Origin of the sequence: Bacteroides sp. D1, assembly GCF_000157095.2 — a bacterium.
Classification (GTDB): Bacteria; Bacteroidota; Bacteroidia; order Bacteroidales; family Bacteroidaceae; genus Bacteroides; species Bacteroides xylanisolvens.
Map to the genome: position 1 here is coordinate 245,954 of NZ_JH114331.1, position 17,097 is coordinate 263,050.

At 39.9% G+C, this 17,097-nt stretch carries 8 protein-coding genes; all 8 read left to right on the plus strand.

All coding sequences use genetic code 11. The features are described from left to right. The first annotated feature begins 535 nt into the window (after window positions 1–535). The 8 genes from BSAG_RS20480 to BSAG_RS20445 all read left to right on the plus strand — a co-directional run bounded on the left by BSAG_RS20480 (window position 536) and on the right by BSAG_RS20445 (window position 17,095). Entirely contained in the window at window positions 536–2,269 is a 1,734-nt protein-coding gene (locus tag BSAG_RS20480) for a glycoside hydrolase family 43 protein (RefSeq protein WP_004316140.1), read from the plus strand. A 120-nt stretch (window positions 2,270–2,389) separates the two neighbouring features. Continuing rightward, window positions 2,390–5,542, plus strand: a complete 3,153-nt coding sequence (locus BSAG_RS20475) for a SusC/RagA family TonB-linked outer membrane protein (RefSeq protein WP_004316139.1) — start codon at window positions 2,390–2,392, stop codon at window positions 5,540–5,542. 16 nt (window positions 5,543–5,558) lie between these two features. Further along, window positions 5,559–7,430 carry a RagB/SusD family nutrient uptake outer membrane protein gene (locus BSAG_RS20470; RefSeq protein WP_004299665.1) on the plus strand — a complete coding sequence of 624 codons (1,872 nt, stop codon included), beginning with the start codon at window positions 5,559–5,561 and terminating at the stop codon, window positions 7,428–7,430. A gap of 32 nt (window positions 7,431–7,462) precedes the next feature. Next, entirely contained in the window at window positions 7,463–10,282 is a 2,820-nt protein-coding gene (locus BSAG_RS20465) for a SusC/RagA family TonB-linked outer membrane protein (protein WP_004316138.1), read from the plus strand. A gap of 27 nt (window positions 10,283–10,309) precedes the next feature. Beyond that, complete coding sequence (locus BSAG_RS20460) at window positions 10,310–12,085, plus strand: RagB/SusD family nutrient uptake outer membrane protein (protein WP_004299667.1); 1,776 nt, start codon at window positions 10,310–10,312, stop codon at window positions 12,083–12,085. Window positions 12,086–12,116: 31 nt separating this feature from the next. After that, window positions 12,117–13,151, plus strand: a complete 1,035-nt coding sequence (locus tag BSAG_RS20455; protein WP_004299668.1) for a DUF5627 domain-containing protein — start codon at window positions 12,117–12,119, stop codon at window positions 13,149–13,151. 32 nt (window positions 13,152–13,183) lie between these two features. Further along, window positions 13,184–15,415, plus strand: coding sequence for an endo-1,4-beta-xylanase (locus tag BSAG_RS20450; RefSeq protein WP_004316137.1), 2,232 nt, complete (start codon window positions 13,184–13,186; stop codon window positions 15,413–15,415). Window positions 15,416–15,448: 33 nt separating this feature from the next. Beyond that, entirely contained in the window at window positions 15,449–17,095 is a 1,647-nt protein-coding gene (locus BSAG_RS20445) for a glycosyl hydrolase (protein WP_008016208.1), read from the plus strand. The last annotated feature ends 2 nt before the right edge of the window (window positions 17,096–17,097 follow it).

Genomic DNA, 17,097 nt, shown 5'->3' on the forward strand with positions numbered 1-17,097 from the left:
CCGTATGTAAAAAGACCGTCAATGAGCCAACAGCTTCAGAGATACCATCTTGTTGCAGATTATCGTAGCCAAGACTGAATCTGAAATCATGGAATAATCCCCTATTTGTAGGAGTATTTTCTTTTTTTGATGTATATTTGTACGTTGTAGATATGGCTTGTTGCATTGTAACTCTTAATGATGTGGTGTCTTTAAAGTTACTAAAAAGCAAACATATCTACAACTTTTTATAGGATTAAGAAAGAAGAAGAGGGAAACCGTCGAAATAAAAAAGAGATTACCACCAAATTTGACGAAGAACCTTGGGAATTTGAATAGCTTTTATTCAAAAAAAATAAGATTGTAATGTGCTTATAATCAGTGTAATTATTTGGGTGTGCTACAAGGGGAAAGATAGATGTAACATTGAAAATGAAGATGTTATTTAGGAAAAGAAGCCCGTAACATAATTATGTTTGTAGTTTTATAAGCTGGCATATCTTTGCAGAAAAAGATCAGTAATTCATATTTGATTATAAAGAAAATAAGAGGTATTATGAAGAATACACAGGTAATACAATTAATGTCAATCGTCCGGCTCTCCATATTTATGTTGGGGATAACAATGATGTCATGTAACTCAAAGAAAGAACAACAATTACCGGCTATTGGAAAATCTGTGGCTCTCTTTGACTATTTTTCTTATAAAGGAAATGATGATTTTTATATTTCCAATCCTCTGTCAGATGAAGACTATTTCTATAATCCTATTTTGCCGGGATGGTATTCTGATCCTAGTGTTTGTACAAATGGAGAAGGTGATTATTTCCTAGTAACATCTACATTCACTTATTTCCCCGGTGTTCCTATTTTTCACAGCAAAGACTTGGTGAATTGGAAACAGATAGGGCATGTGTTGAACCGTGCTTCGCAATTAGTGAATATGGAAGGACAGAAAGTGAGTGGCGGTATTTTTGCTCCGGCTATTTCTTATAATCCGTATAACAAGACATATTATATGGTAACAACCAATGTCGGAGCCGGAAATTTCTTTGTTAAGACGCAAGACCCGTTTGGTGAATGGTCGGAACCCGTCATGTTGCCGGAGGTCGGAGGTATTGATCCTTCTTTCTTTTTTGATGAAGATGGTAAGGCATATATTGTTAATAATGATGAGGCTCCGGATAATAAACCTGAATATAGCGGCCACCGTACTATACGCATACAAGAGTTTGATGTGAAAACAGATAAGACGATCGGTCCTCGTAAGATTCTTGTAAACAAAGGAGCTCAACCGGCAGACAAACCAATTTGGATAGAAGGTCCTCATTTATATAAAATAAATGGAAAGTATTTCTTGATGTCCGCCGAAGGTGGAACGGGTAACTGGCATTCGGAAGTGATTTTCCGTGGTGATTCTCCGATGGGTAAATTTCTTCCATGGAAAAACAATCCGATTCTGACGCAAAGACATTTGAATTCTGGCCGTCCTAATTCGGTAACCTGTGCTGGTCATGCAGACTTGATTCAAACAAAAGAGGGAGATTGGTGGGCTGTTTTTCTGGCTTGTCGCCCTATTAATAATCAGTTTGAGAATTTGGGACGTGAAACATTTATGATGCCGGTGAAATGGAGTGAAGATGGATTCCCGTACATGACACAAGGCGATGATTTAGTACCTATGATTGTAAAACGTGAAGGTGCGAAACGCGATACGACAGTTACTTATGGTAACTTCGAGTTAATAGCGAACTTTGATTCTCCTGTACTTGATATGACTTGGATGACTTTGAGAGCTTCTGCTTCCGATTTATATTCGTTGACGGAAACACCCGGATACCTGACCTTGAAGTGTGTAGATATTAGCGCTACCGAAAAGAAAACTCCGGCATTTGTTTGTCGTCGGTTACAACATCATAAATTTGAATGTGCTACACGTATGTTGTTCAATCCTTCTAACGATAAGGAAACAGCCGGAATGCTGTTGTTTAAAGATGAGACACATCAATATTTCTTCTGCTTGAATAAAGTGGGTGAGAATAAAAATATTTCTCTGAAACAAATCGGTGAAAAGGAACAGACATTGGCTTCAGATGAAATAGACGCAGATACAAATGAAGTATATTTGAAATTAGTATCTCAAGGAATTGGTTACGATTTCTATTATTCTATTGATGGTGAAAAAAGCTGGAAACTGCTTTGTAAAGATGTAGATCCCAGTTATCTCTCTACTACAACGGCTGGTGGATTTACCGGTACTACAATTGGATTATACGCTACTTGCAAATAATTATTTTTTTTATATAAATCTAATACTAGTAACTATGAGTGATATTTATAATGATAGCTAATGCAATTAAAAAAAGAATGATGATTAGAAAACAATGTAGTTAATTAACATCTTAAACTAATGGTAATGAAAAATGTAACGAAGAAAATTCAAAAAATTCCTTACCTGTTTCTCCTTATGTTGTTTAGTTTTGTAACAGCATCAGCACAGAAAGGGATAACGGTGAGGGGAACGGTTCTTGACAGTAATGGTGAGACAATCATTGGAGCCTCGGTAACTTTAAAAGGTAATAATTCAGTAGGTACGATCTCAGATATAGATGGCAATTTTGTGTTGACTGTGCCCAGTGAGAAGTCCGTCCTTATTGTTTCGTATGTAGGAATGAAACCACAGGAAGTGAAAGTATCTTCCAAAGGGATGATAAAAGTGACGTTGGAAGATGATACCAAACAACTGGAAGAAGTAGTAGTTGTAGGTTACGGACAACAGAAGAAAGCGTCAGTGGTAGGTGCTATCACGCAGACAAGTGGCAAGACACTGGAACGTGCCGGTGGTGTAACTAGTCTTGGTTCAGCATTGACAGGGTCTTTGCCGGGAGTTATTACTTCTGCTTCTTCTGGTATGCCTGGTGCAGAAGATCCTCAGATTATCATTCGTACACAGAGCTCGTGGAATAATAGTGAACCTTTAATATTGGTGGATGGTATTGAACGTGAGATGAGTTCGGTAGATATCTCGTCTGTAGAGAATATTTCAGTGCTAAAAGACGCCTCTGCTACGGCTGTTTATGGTGTGAAGGGTGCCAATGGTGTAATTCTTATAACTACCAAACGTGGTAAGGAAGGAAAAGCTAGTGTGCAAATCAAAGCTAATGTAACAGCAAAGGTGGCATCCAAACTACCGGAGAAGTATGATGCATACGATACTTTTTATCTGTTGAATAACTCTATTGAACGCGAGGCTTGTCTTAATCCTAATGGCTGGAATGACTATACTCCGACTTCCATTATTGATAAGTATCGTCATCCTGCCAATGCGGAAGAATGGGATCGTTATCCTAATACTGATTGGGAAAAAGCACTGTTTAATAGTACAGCCATGTCTTACAATACCAGTGTCAATGTTTCCGGAGGTACAAAAATTGTCAGTTATTTTGCAGCGGCTGATTTTGTAAGTGAGGGTGACTTGTTTAAAGTATATGATAACCGTCGTGGCTATGATTATGGCTTTGGCTATAATCGTATTAATGTGCGTAGTAATTTGGATTTCCAATTGACTAAAACTACAAAGTTTTCTACCAATCTATTTGGATCGAATGCTCAGCGTACCGTACCATGGGACTATAATGACCAAGATGCAACTTTTTGGGCAGCAGCCTATAAAAGTGCTCCTGATGCCATGCGTCCGATTTATTCTAACGGTATGTGGGGATGGTATCAACCTCGTGATGCCGATGTGCCTAACTCCGTATACAAACTGGCTGTAGCAGGGTCGGAGAAACGTACGACTACAAAGATGACTTCAGATTTTATCCTTGAGCAAGATTTGCATATGCTTACCAAAGGGCTGAAATTCAAAGCTAATTTCTCAATGGACTATACATTTGTTGAAAATAAACGTGGTGTCAATGATATGTATCATAATTCTCAGCGTATGTGGGTTAGACCTGATACTGGAGAAATTATTTTGGAACAACCGGAGCTTGGTACCGGTTTGGATGCTATTATCAATCCTATCTATTGGGAACATCAGGCTGGTAGCGTGAATACTGGTGCTACTTATCGTAAGCTTTATTATTCCATGCAAATGGATTATGCACGAAATTTCGGTAAACATGAAGTGACTGCTCTTGCTCTTTTCAGTCGTTTGAAAGAAGCGTCGGGCAGTGTGTTCCCTATTTATCGTGAAGATTGGGTGTTTCGTTTAACTTATAATTATGCTATGCGCTACTTCTTCGAAACTAATGGTGCCTATAATGGTTCAGAGAAGTTCGGTCCTGATTACCGTTTTGCTTTTTTCCCTTCTTTTTCATTAGGATGGATGATTAGCGAGGAAAAAATTGTTAAGAACAATCTGAAATTTCTCGATATGTTGAAGTTACGAGCTTCTTGGGGTAGAGTGGGAGATGATGCGGTGGTTCAGCCTTGGCAAAGATTTACAGATGGTCGTTTCTTATATAAAAATCAGTTGGATTATGGAGGTAACACACTAATGGGTAATATTAAGCCTGCTAATACTCCTTATACTTACTACACAATCAGTCGACTGGGGAATCCTAATATCTCATGGGAAACTGTAGAAAAGAGAAATTTAGGTATTGATTATGCTTTTTTAGGAGGGGCGGTTGCCGGTTCGGTGGATATATTCAATGACACTCGTACTGATATTTTGGTGAAGGGAAGCGATAGAGCGATAGCTTCTTATTTTGGAACTGATGCTCCTTATGCTAATCTCGGTAAAGTGAGCAGTCATGGTTATGAGTTGGAGTTGAGATTGAACCATACTTTTAATAATGGTATTCGTGCTTGGCTCAATACTAGCATGACTCATGCCGTCAACAAAGTGAAATTCCGTGATGATGCACCTTTGAAACCTGATTACCAGAAAGGGGCGGGACATGCCATTAATCAGGTATATTCTTATATTGATCATGGTAATCTTGCTACATGGGATGACGTGATTGGAAGTCCGGTTTGGACAACGGGTAATGATGCAAAACTTCCTGGGGATTATAACATTGTCGATTTTAATGGCGACGGTGTAATTGATGCTGATGACCGTGCTCCCTATCAGTATTCTACGATGCCTCAGAATACTTACAATGCTTCAATTGGAGCTGAATGGAAGGGATTTAGCATTTTTGCACAGTTCTATGGAGTAAACAATGTGACTCGTGAAGTCAATTTCCCGACGTTCCGTAGCACTGCCCATGTAGCTTATGCTGAAGGTGATTATTGGACTCCCGATGGGAGTGCTACTCTGCCCGCACCGCGTTGGGGAACCACTATTGATCAAGCAGCATCAGGCACTAGATATTGGTACGATGGTTCTTATTTGCGTTTGAAAAATGTTGAATTGTCCTATACTTTCCAAAAATCAAACTGGTTGAAGAAGATGGGGATCAAAAACTGCCGTATATATCTGAACGGTGATAATCTTTATATGTGGACTAAAATGCCGGATGATCGCGAATCTAATACCGGATATAGTTCTTCTGATGGTGCTTATCCGACAATGCGCCGTTTCAATCTTGGTATCGACATTACTTTATAAATACTAAGTAAAGACTATGAATAAGTATATTAATAAAATATTCCTTACGTCGGTCATCACTTTGGCCGGTATGTTGGGAGCTACTTCTTGTACTGACTATTTGGACAAATCTCCATATAGTGACATTGAAGAGAATGATCCATATAAGAATTTCAAGAATTTCCAGGGATTTACCGAGGAACTCTATAACTGTATACCTGTTGTATCAAACAGTGAGTATCATACTAGTTTTAATTTTGGTGAGGAAGATTATTGGGAGCCACAGGAGCTTCGCCTCTTTGCCCGTAATATTGACTATGGTGATTTCTGGGGATGGACTACCTGTTATTATTCTTATCCTTCTTCTATACGTGGTGGAAAGGCTAATTCACAGGAACGCAGTGATAAGGGTAATTTGTGGAAACTTTGCTGGTATGGTATCCGTAAGGCTAACATTGGTATAGCTAATCTTGGTAATTTGGTAAGTGCTACAGAAGAAGAACGTAATCTTATTGAAGGACAACTTTATTTTTTCCGTGGATGGTTTCATTTTATGTTGATGGAATGGTGGGGTGGAATGCCTTATGTTGACCAAGTATTACCGCCGGATGTTGCTCCTGCATTATCCAGACTTACCTGGCAAGAGTGTGCTGAAAAATGTGTGGCTGATTTTGACCATGCTATTCCTTTGCTTCCCGTTGACTGGGACCAAACCACAGCCGGTAGAGCTACTCTTGGTTTGAATGATACTCGTATTAATAAAATTATGGCCTTGGCCTATAAAGGGAAGACATTGCTTTGGGCGGGTAGTCCGCTAATGAACTGGGCTTCCGGAGGTGACAAAGAGTATGATGCGGGACGTTGTAAGCGTGCAGCTGAAGCTTTTGGCGAAGCTTTGAAGATTGTTGAGGATACTAAACGCTATGAATTAGCAGATATGGAAAATTATAACGACCTGTTTGTCGTATACAATTCCGGCGGTAAGCTTAACGGGGTGAAAGAAGCTATCTTCCGCGAAAATTTAGTGCAGTATGATGGTCGTTGGAACTATAACATGAATACGGATTTTCGTCCGCGTTCTCATATCAATGCTGGTATTAAATGTTATCCGACTGCTAATTATGTAAATTATTTTGGTATGGCTAATGGCTATCCGATCAAAGATATGACAAAAGCCGATGCAGAATCAGGATATGATCCTAAGTATCCTTGGAAAAATCGTGATCCGCGTTTTTATAAAGACATCATATTTGACGGTGAATGGTGCGGAGAAACTGGAAACGGACAATATTGCCAGTTGTATACGAATGGAGCGGACAGTGAAGAGAAAGATCCGCAGAAAGGGTGTTTTACAGGTTATATGAATAGTAAACTCTGTCTAAAAATAGTGAATAATGCTAACGTCAGAGGTGCTCACTACGCTGTTTTAAGTTTGATGCGTTTAGCGGATGTTTATCTGATGTACTCGGAGGCAACGGCTGTAGGTTATGGCTCTCCGCAAAGTAAAGCTTCTAGCTTCTATATGACGGCTGAGGATGCTATCAATGAGATTCGTGATCGTGCCGGTGTGGCTCACGTACTTGATCGATTTACTGGAAATACGACAGACTTTCTTGGTGAGATTCGCCGCGAGCGTGCCGTAGAACTTGCTTTTGAGGGCTTTCGCTTTATGGATCTCCGTCGTTGGATGCTTCTTGATAAGAGTCCTTATACCTTGAAGACAAAGATTGAGTTTGACCGTGTACCTACCGCAAGCTATAACAAAGAGCATCCGGAGGAGAATGAAATCATGAACTTGAAAGAAGTGGTACTAGTGGAGAGAAAGTATACCGACAGACACTATTGGCTGCCATTACCCAAAGCAGATGTTTACTTGTATGAAGGCTTTGGCCAGAATCCGGGATGGTAATCATGACGTATTAACTAATAATGACGCGAAATATGAATAGAAAGTTTATATATATCGGCTGTACTGTTTTTGCCATGTCATTGCTTAGCATGACAGGTGTGCAGGCACAGGAGGAAAGCAAGGACAGCTTAGTGAATGTGGCTTTCGGCAAAGTTGCTCAGGAAGATTTGACTCATGCCATTTCTACTGTCAACACGTCAGAGCTGACAAAGAAGACTGCTAACAATAATAGCCTTGTGGGCCTTGAAAGTTTTGTCGGTGGTTACAATGGATCATCTCTTTGGGGACAAGGACCGTTGGTACTGGTAGACGGTGTGCCTCGTAGTGCATCAAGTGTAAAGGCTTCGGAAGTGGAAAGTATATCTATGCTGAAAGATGCGGCAGCCGTGGTACTCTATGGTAGCCGTGCCGCGAAAGGAGTAATTCTTATCACTACCAAGCGAGGCAAAGATTCACCCATGCATATCGATGTTCGTGCCAATGTAGGGGTGAATGTCCCGAAGGCTTATCCTAAGTACTTGGATGCAGATTGTTATATGACCATGTACAATGAAGCCTGTCGTAATGACGGTATAGCAGAAAGGTATGATGCCGGTACTATTTATAACACGGCAATGGGTACTAATCCTTATCGTTATCCGGACATAGACTTTTATAGTTCAGATTATTTAAGAAAGTTCTATACTAATTCTGATGTTACGGGTGAAGTGTATGGAGGTAATGAAAAGACTCATTATTACTTGAACTTCGGTATGAATTATGCTAATAGCCTGTTGAAATACGGTGAGTCAAAGAAAGCTTATGATATGAGTTTTAATGTACGTGGTAATGTGGATATGGCACTGGCTTCATGGCTTAAAGCAACTACTAATGCTGCTATTATCTTTGACAATAGTTATCAAGGCCGTGGTGACTTTTGGGGAGCGGCTTCTACATTGCGCCCCAACTGGTTTGCACCATTATTACCCATTGATATGATGGATCCTAATGTTGCATATATACAGGAATATATAACTAACAGCAATCATCTTATAGACGGTAAGTATCTGTTAGGAGGTACTTCGGCAGACACGACAAACCCGTTTTCCGAATTGCTTGCTGCTGGATATACGAAGGAAAAAGCACGTAGATTTATGTTTGATGTGGCGGTGATGGCGGATCTTGGAGGCTTGTTAAAGGGTTTATCTTTCAAAACTGCTTATAGCGTAGATTACACTTCTTATTATTCAGAAGCTTATGCTGAAAAGTATGCTATTTATGAGCCTAAATGGTCTAATGTGAATGGTAAGGATATGATTATCGGACTTACCAAATTCAATGATGATACAAAATCAACTAACGAATATGTAGGTAAATCGACTTACGACCAGACCATGACTTTCAGTGCACAGTTTGATTATAACCGTACATTTAAGACATTCCATAATGTATCTGCGACCTTGTTGGGATGGGGATACCAGACACAAAGTTCGGCTGATGAAGGTCATGAGAGTAGTGATTATCATCGTACCAGCAACGTAAATCTGGGATTGCGTGCTTCTTATAATTACGAACATAAATATTATGCAGACTTTAGTGGTGCTTTGGTACATTCAGCTAAGCTGCCGGAAGGAAATCGCAACGCTTTTTCTCCATCGGTCACTTTGGGATGGAGACTCAGTAAAGAGAAGTTTATGGAAAGTGTAGGCTTTGTGGACGATCTGAAGATTACGGCTTCTTATGCCAAGTTGCATCAGGATCTTGATATTTCTGATTACTATATGTATAAGGGCTATTTTTCTGACAAAGGCGGTTGGTTTCAATGGTATGACGGAACGGTGGGTGGTAATACGACCGGTTCAAAACGAGGTGACAATCCGAATCTTGACTTTATCACTCGTGAGGAAGTTCGTGCAGGTATAGACGCCACTTTATTCAATAGACTGTTGAGAATTAATGCGAACTATTTTACTCAGAAGACTAGTGGACTTCTAACTCAAGGTGCTTCTACTATTTATCCTTCGTTTTTCGATTTAGGTACAGATCTTTCATTTTTACCTTGGATCAATTATAATGAAGACAAACGTACTGGTTTTGATTTTTCACTAAGTGCAAATAAAAAGATAGGTGATTTCGACGTGACTCTCGGGTTTAATGGAATGGTATTTTCTTCAAAAGCTTCTATTCGTGATGAAGTGGCGAATGAGTCTTATTTGTTGCGCCAGGGGCGTGCACTTGATGCAACTTATGGATATGTTTGCGAAGGTTTCTTTCAAGATCAGGCTGATATCGAGAAACATGCCAAGCAGACATTCGGCACAGTTCGTCCCGGTGACCTGAAGTATAAGGATATCAATGGTGATGGTGTAATCAATAGTGATGACCAGATTGATCTGGGTGCAGGCGGGTGGTCTACATCACCATTTACTTTTGGTTTGAATTTGACATTGAAATACAAGAACTTTACTCTTTTTGCAATGGGATCGGGACAAACCGGTGCGGTGGCTTTTAAAAATAATTCTTATTACTGGAACAGAGGTACGAGCAAGTTCTCAGAAATCGTTATGGGACGTTGGACTGAAGAAACGAAAGAAACAGCTACTTATCCTCGTCTTTCTACCAGCAATGGTGATAATAACTTCCGTAATTCTACTTTCTGGATGTACAAGAATAATGTTTTCCGTTTGAGTAATGTGCAGCTTACTTATGATTTTCCTACAGATACTTTCAACGGAACTTTCATACGTGGACTTAGCTTGTATTGTGGTGGAAGCAACTTACTTACAATAGCAAAAGAACGTGAGTATATGGAGATGAGTTTGGGGGCTCCCCAATACCGGAATTTCTATCTAGGCTTTAAGGCCGCATTCTAAATCTAACTAAAAAAGATAGTACATAATATGAAAAAGAAAATAATATTTTTGGTAGCTGCTGCCTTGATGCTGAATAGTTGCGATGACCTTTTCGAGCCGGCCATCGAGAACTTCAAGGATGTGGAACAGATGTACGACGATGCTCAATATGCACAAGGCTTCCTGGTGAATGTGTACCGTTGCGTTCCGGGATACTATGATAATAGTGAATATGCAACAGATGATGCTGTCATTAATCAGAAGAACAATGCATTTCTCACGATGGCTACCGGTGGTTGGACTTCCCGGCTATGGACGCCTATCAATCAATGGACCAATTCGTTCAGTTCTATCCAGTATATCAATCTTTTCCTGGAAAATGTGGATAAGGTAAGGTGGTCGGATGATGCAGAGAAAGCACAATTGTTTGCTCGTCGTACCAAGGGGGAAGCTTATGGACTTCGCGGTATGTTTTTATACTATTTGCTTCGTGCACATGCTGGATTTGGAGAAAACGGAGAATTGCTCGGTGTACCTCGTTTGACAGAGTATCTTACTATAAACTCGGACCTTAATTTACCTCGTGCTTCGTTTGCTGATTGTGTACAGCAGATATATAGTGACTTGGAAAAAGCCGAAGAATTACTTCCTTGGGAGTATAATGATGTGAATGAGGTACCTGCCGATTTTCAGAGTATTACTCAGGATAAAGGTAAATATAATACTGTAATGGGAGAGAAGTCCCGTCAGTTATTCAATGGTCTGATTGCACGTGCTTATCGTGTTCGTACAGCTCTTTTGGCTGCTAGTCCGGCTTTTCAGGATGCCTCTAATCCTGCTTCATGGGCCGATGCTGCTAATGCGGCTGCCGCTGTACTCAACTACAATGGAGGATTGGGCGGATTGGATGATAAAGGAGTGGAATATTATTCAAAAGAGGTAGTAGAGAACTTGCAAAAAGGCATTAATCCTAAAGAGATTATTTGGCGTGAAAATGTTAGTAATAGTGAGGCTGCCAATTCACAGGAGGCAAATAACTTTCCGCCTTCTTTGAATGGTAGTGGCAATATGAATCCGTCACAAAACCTTGTTGATGCGTTCCCTATGGCTAATGGGTATCCTATCTCGGACATTGTTAACAGTAACTATGATAAGAATAATCCTTATAATGGACGTGATCCTCGTTTGGCAAAATATATTATCTATAACGGAAGTATAGCTGGAGTAGGCGATGTACCTATATATACAGGGCGTAAATCGGGCACTGATGACGGTATAGATGTGAAAGAGCAGAGATCTACACGTACCGGTTATTATATGAAGAAAAGACTGCGTATGGATGTAAATCGTGCGCTCGGATCGGTTACGAATCAGCAGCATTATATTCCACGTATTCGTTATACAGAGATGTATTTGGCTTATGCTGAAGCGGCTAATGAAGCGTGGGGACCTAAAGGAGATAATGGAAATGGTTATTCGGCTTATGATGTAATCAAGGCTATTCGTAAGCGTGCCGGTATAGGCGGTACTTCTGATCCTTATCTGGAACAATGTGCGGGCGATAGAGACAAAATGGCTAATCTTATCCGTAATGAACGTCGTCTGGAACTCTGTTTTGAAGGTTTCCGTTTCTGGGATATACGTCGTTGGAAAGAAAACTTGAACGAGCCGGTACGTGGTATCGACTGGGACAGAGATGGACATTCTTTTAATGAATTCGTTGTCGAAGAACGTAATTATGAAGATTACATGTATTATTGCCCGATTCCAAATTCTGAAATACTCAAGTTCAGCAACCTTGTACAAAATAGAGGGTGGAAATAATTATAGAATTATATTTAATTAAAAGTACGTTATGAAAAAGAACTTAGCATATATCGGACTGGTTTTATTGATCCTTACTTGGACGTCATGCGAAAGTAGTGACAATGAATTTCCTGATTTCGATTACCAGACAGTATATTTTGCCAACCAATACGGACTTCGTACCATTGAGCTTGGTGAGAGTGAATTTGTGGATAATACTCTTGACAATCAGCATAAAATGGTAATAAAAGCTGCTTGGGGTGGAGGATATACTAATAGAAACAATGTGGTGATAAACTTTAAAGTGGATGAGTCCTTGTGTGACAATCTTTATTTTAAAGATACAGATCAGCCTCTTGTCCCTATGCCGGCTTCTTATTACACGTTGGCTTCCGATCGAATTGCGATTCCTAAAGGGCAAATAATGGCGGGAGTAGAAGTGCAGTTGACGGATGATTTTTTTGCTGATGAAAAATCGATCAGTGAGAATTATGTCATTCCTTTGTTGATGACTAATGTTCAGGGGGCGGATTCTATTTTGCAAGGGAAGCCAGTTGTTGAAAATCCGGTGTTAACTAATGCCGGTGATTGGAGCATATTGCCGCAGAATTTTGTCTTGTATGCAGTGAAGTATGTGAATCCTTGGCACGGAGAGTACTTGCGTCGTGGTATTGATCATGCTACTGTAGCAGGTACATCAAAAGATATTATTCGCCATGAACAGTTTGTGGAAAATGATGAAGTTGTGAATATTTCTACTAAAAGTATGAAAGACAATCTTTTGACATTGAAAACCAAGGATGAAAGTGGTAAGGATATTAGCTATACTGTTCGTTTGTCATTTGCAGAAGATGGTTCGTGCACTGTACACTCTGGTTCGCAGAATGTAGTGGTAAGCGGTAGTGGCAAGTTTGTCAGCAAAGGTGAGAAAAATAGTCTTGGCGGAAAAGACAGGAATGCCATTTATCTTGACTATACAGTCAATTTGACAGACAATAACATTCAGCTTGCAACAAAAGACACTTTGGTGTTACGTACACGTAATGTGTATGGTGGTAAGTCACTCGAAGTAGTGAGAAAATGATGTTTTGATATGAACGTTAAAATCAAGAGTATATGAAATACATCAATAACAAGATAATTGCTTTTACACTGATCGCTGCGTCGATAATGTCGTGTACAGACGAATATAATTGCCAGCTTCAAGTAGAGAAACCACAGAATGCAGCTATCAACGAATATTTAGCTCAATTTGACCTGCTGAAGTCGTATATTGACCGTAGTGGCACACCTTTTCAGTTAGCTGTAAATGTACCGGGAAGCGAATTTGTAAAGAAAGAAATTGCATTCAGTACAGTGTTTACCAATTTTGATGCAGTGGATATGAACGGTTCTTACGATCCGTTAAATACACTAAAGGAGGACGGTACTTACAATTTTGGTGGCATGCAAACGGCTGCCGATGTAGCAGCGGAGGCTGGCGTGACTCTTTATGGAGGGGTACTTTGTTCAAACCAAGGACAGCGTGCCGCATATTATAATAAGCTTATCGAGCCGATAGATATTCCGGTAGAAGTTCAGAAAGGAACAACGAAATTATTTAATTTCGAAAATGATGCTATTGGTACGACTTATCCGATGACAGGTAATAGCTCGGCTATAGTTGAGGAAGACCCTGCCGGTGAAAGCGGTCATGTTTTACATGTGGGAACAAATGATGTGAAAGCTGCTTATTCCTATCCTAAATTTCACGTAGTTTTGCCTGCAGGAAGAAAACTCGGAGATTACGTTAGATTGAATGTAGATTTGCGTTTTGTAGGAACTGATGGGATTTGGGGACAAGGTTTACGAGTCTTGATCAATGGAACGGAGTTTAATGTAGGAAAAAATGGAAATGATTTCTGTGACGGAGGTGATAAATGGAAACGTGAAGGAACAATTAATCTGAAAGATGCTACTGCTCCCGGATTGGTAGTACCCGAAAGTTTTGGAAGTCTGACAGAATTTGATTTAGCGATAGGTTCTGCATCCACTAGTGCACAATTTTATATAGATAATATTTCTATGGACTATGAAGTATCAGGAAAAGGTACCACGGTTATCAATTTTGAAGGGGATGAACTAAATAAAACCTATCCTATGACTAATGGTGCAACAGCCACTGTAGTACAGGATCCAGCCAACGAGAGTGGTAAGGTACTTTTTATTGATCATGCAGCCTATTCATTCCCGAAATTTACAGTAAAACTAAGCGAAGGTAAGACACTAGGAGATTATAGCGGTATGTCTATGGATATGCGCCTCATTGCAGGTAAATATGGTGGTGGAATGAGTGTGGTAATAAATGGTCAAACTTTCCCTCTTAAGCAGAATGCGTTAGCATATGGTTGTGATGACAATAATACGTGGAAACGTGGAGGCATCTATGTGACCTTTGTAAAGGAAGGTACTTACCCGAAGAAGGATGAAGTTCCAGCTACTATAATTGAAATACCCGATGCAATGAAAGACCTGAATGAGATAGAATTTTCAATTGGATCCAGTTCTACTAACTGGACAGCATACATCGATAATTTGATTTTTACATGGGAAGCCAAGCCGCAACATATCGAAAAGACTCCAGAAGAGAAAAAGGAAATCTTCACTAAAGAAATGGAAAAATGGATTGGTGGTATGGTGTATGCAGGTGTGAATGAAACGAAGAGTGTAAAAGCTTGGAATATAATTGGTAATCCTTTGGATAAGACTGTTAATGATAATACATTTAACTGGGGTGAATATTTGGGTGAAGTAGACTATGCACGTACCGCCGTGAAGATTGCCCGTGATACAGTGAAGAATGCCAATGTAGATCTTGAGCTTTTTGTCAGCAACACATTTGGTCAATATGATGAAATGGGGAATATGGCTGATGAACTCATATCTTTAGTTGATGCTTGGGAAGCAGACAACGTTACCAAAATTGACGGGTACAATATTCTTCTCAATGCAATTTATTCCAAAGATGTTGTTTTCCAGGAAGGCAATAAAACGATGATCACCAATCTGTTTGATAAATTAGGTAAGACTGGTAAACTGATACGGGTATCCGATCTTAGCATGATGGTTGAAGAACTGGATGGCAACTTTATTGCGATTAATAAATTAACAGAAGAAGATAGAGCTGCCGCTGCTTCTTATATGGCTTTTATCATGCAGGAGTATCGAAGACTTATTCCTGCAGACAAGCAATACGGAATCTCTATATCGGGTATTACAGAGACCAATACTGGTTATAAACTGTGTCCTTGGACATCGGACTATAACCGTAATGAAATGTATGAAGGTATAGTGGACGGATTGAAATAATCCTCTCCTCTGGATTAAAAGGACTATTTATATATGAAGAATATTACATTATTATTTTGTCTCTTTCTTGCGAATATCCTCTTGGGGGCTTGTTCGGGAGGGGAAGATGAAAAAAAAGAAATGGATGAAGGAAAGGGCGCGTATGCGCTCTTTCTTAAAAAATCCATTACTGTGAGTACTGGGGAAAGTCAGACGGATGTTGTGGTGGAATGGGCGAAGACTTCTTGGGAGATAACTATCGGTGAAGGAGAGATCGTAAAAAGCGTTACTCCTACATCAGGTGGGAATAGTAGTGGGGAAAAACAGTACACGAAGGTTCGTGTATCTTGTGGGGCAAACAGTACGATGAAAAAGCGTACGCAAACCATTCACTTGTTCGATAAAACTAATGAAACAACTGTTGATTTGCTGGTAGAACAAGAACCGCCATTCAAGTCGGTTACACTAACTGTTGATCCTATGGTGAAATATCAGCCGGTTGTAGGATTTGGCGGCATGTACAATCCGAAGATCTGGTGTGGTGACAATCTTATTTCTGCACCACAATTAGATAAAATGTATGGTGCCGGCGGATTGGGGTATTCTATCCTTCGCTTGATGATTTATCCCAACGAATCAGATTGGAGTGCAGATGTAGAAGCAGCAAAGGCAGCACAAGCTAACGGAGCAATTATCTTTGCATGTCCATGGGATTGTACAGATGCGCTTGCAGATAAAATCACGGTGAATGGAAAGGAAATGAAACACCTTAAAAAAGAAAACTATGAAGCGTATGCAAACCATCTTATCCGTTATGTTACATTTATGAAGGAAAAAGGGGTGAACCTCTATGCGATTTCTGTCCAGAACGAACCGGATATGGAATTTACGTACTGGACTCCTTCTGAAGTAGTGGATTTTGTAAAACAATACGGAGCAAGGATACGGGAAACAGGAGTGAAACTGATGTCACCGGAAGCCTGTGGTATGCAGCCTGAATATACTGATCCTATTATCAACAACGCCGAAGCATTTGCTCAAACGGATATTCTAGCCGGACATCTCTATCAAGGGTTTACAGATTTGAGTAGCGGATATGTTAAGAACCGCCACGATTACATCTGTGGTGTGTATTCACGTATTCAAGGAAAGACATGGTGGATGACAGAACATCTTTTTAATGACGGTGAGAATTCTGATGATTCTTCGAAATGGGAATTCCTGAAATGGCAATACAGTCTCAATCATCTTGGTAAAGAGATTCACATGTGTATGGAGGGGTATTGCAGTGCTTATATATATTGGTATTTGAAGCGCTTTTATGGTTTGATGGGCGATACGGACAAACGGAGTCCGACGAGTGAAGGAGAAATCACAAAGAATGGTTATATTATGGCTCATTATGCTCAATATGCAACAGAAACAACTCGTATTAAGGCAGTTACAAATAATGAAGAAGTATGTGCTACTGCCTATTGGGATGAAAAGACCGGTGAAGTGACCATCGTATTATTGAATCTGAATGGTGCTTCTCAATGGCTGGAAATACCATTAGCAGGAATAAAAAAAGCAAGTGCCGTTGAAACGAACGAAACAAAAAATATGGAAGTGATTGATACTGGTTTGATGGAATCTGCTGAAGGTATAACGGTGTTGTTATCTGCTAACAGTATAACTTCAGTCAGATTGACATTTAAATGATA

Excerpts from the sequence above, each read along its gene's own strand:
- BSAG_RS20460 (WP_004299667.1), top strand. The coding sequence starts at position 10,310 with ATGAAAAAGAAAATAATATTTTTGGTAGCTGCTGCCTTGATGCTGAAT.
- BSAG_RS20455 (WP_004299668.1), top strand. The coding sequence starts at position 12,117 with ATGAAAAAGAACTTAGCATATATCGGACTGGTTTTATTGATCCTTACT.
- BSAG_RS20475 (WP_004316139.1), top strand. The coding sequence starts at position 2,390 with ATGGTAATGAAAAATGTAACGAAGAAAATTCAAAAAATTCCTTACCTG.
- BSAG_RS20465 (WP_004316138.1), top strand. The coding sequence starts at position 7,463 with ATGAATAGAAAGTTTATATATATCGGCTGTACTGTTTTTGCCATGTCA.
- BSAG_RS20470 (WP_004299665.1), top strand. The coding sequence starts at position 5,559 with ATGAATAAGTATATTAATAAAATATTCCTTACGTCGGTCATCACTTTG.
- BSAG_RS20445 (WP_008016208.1), top strand. The coding sequence starts at position 15,449 with ATGAAGAATATTACATTATTATTTTGTCTCTTTCTTGCGAATATCCTC.
- BSAG_RS20480 (WP_004316140.1), top strand. The coding sequence starts at position 536 with ATGAAGAATACACAGGTAATACAATTAATGTCAATCGTCCGGCTCTCC.
- BSAG_RS20450 (WP_004316137.1), top strand. The coding sequence starts at position 13,184 with ATGAAATACATCAATAACAAGATAATTGCTTTTACACTGATCGCTGCG.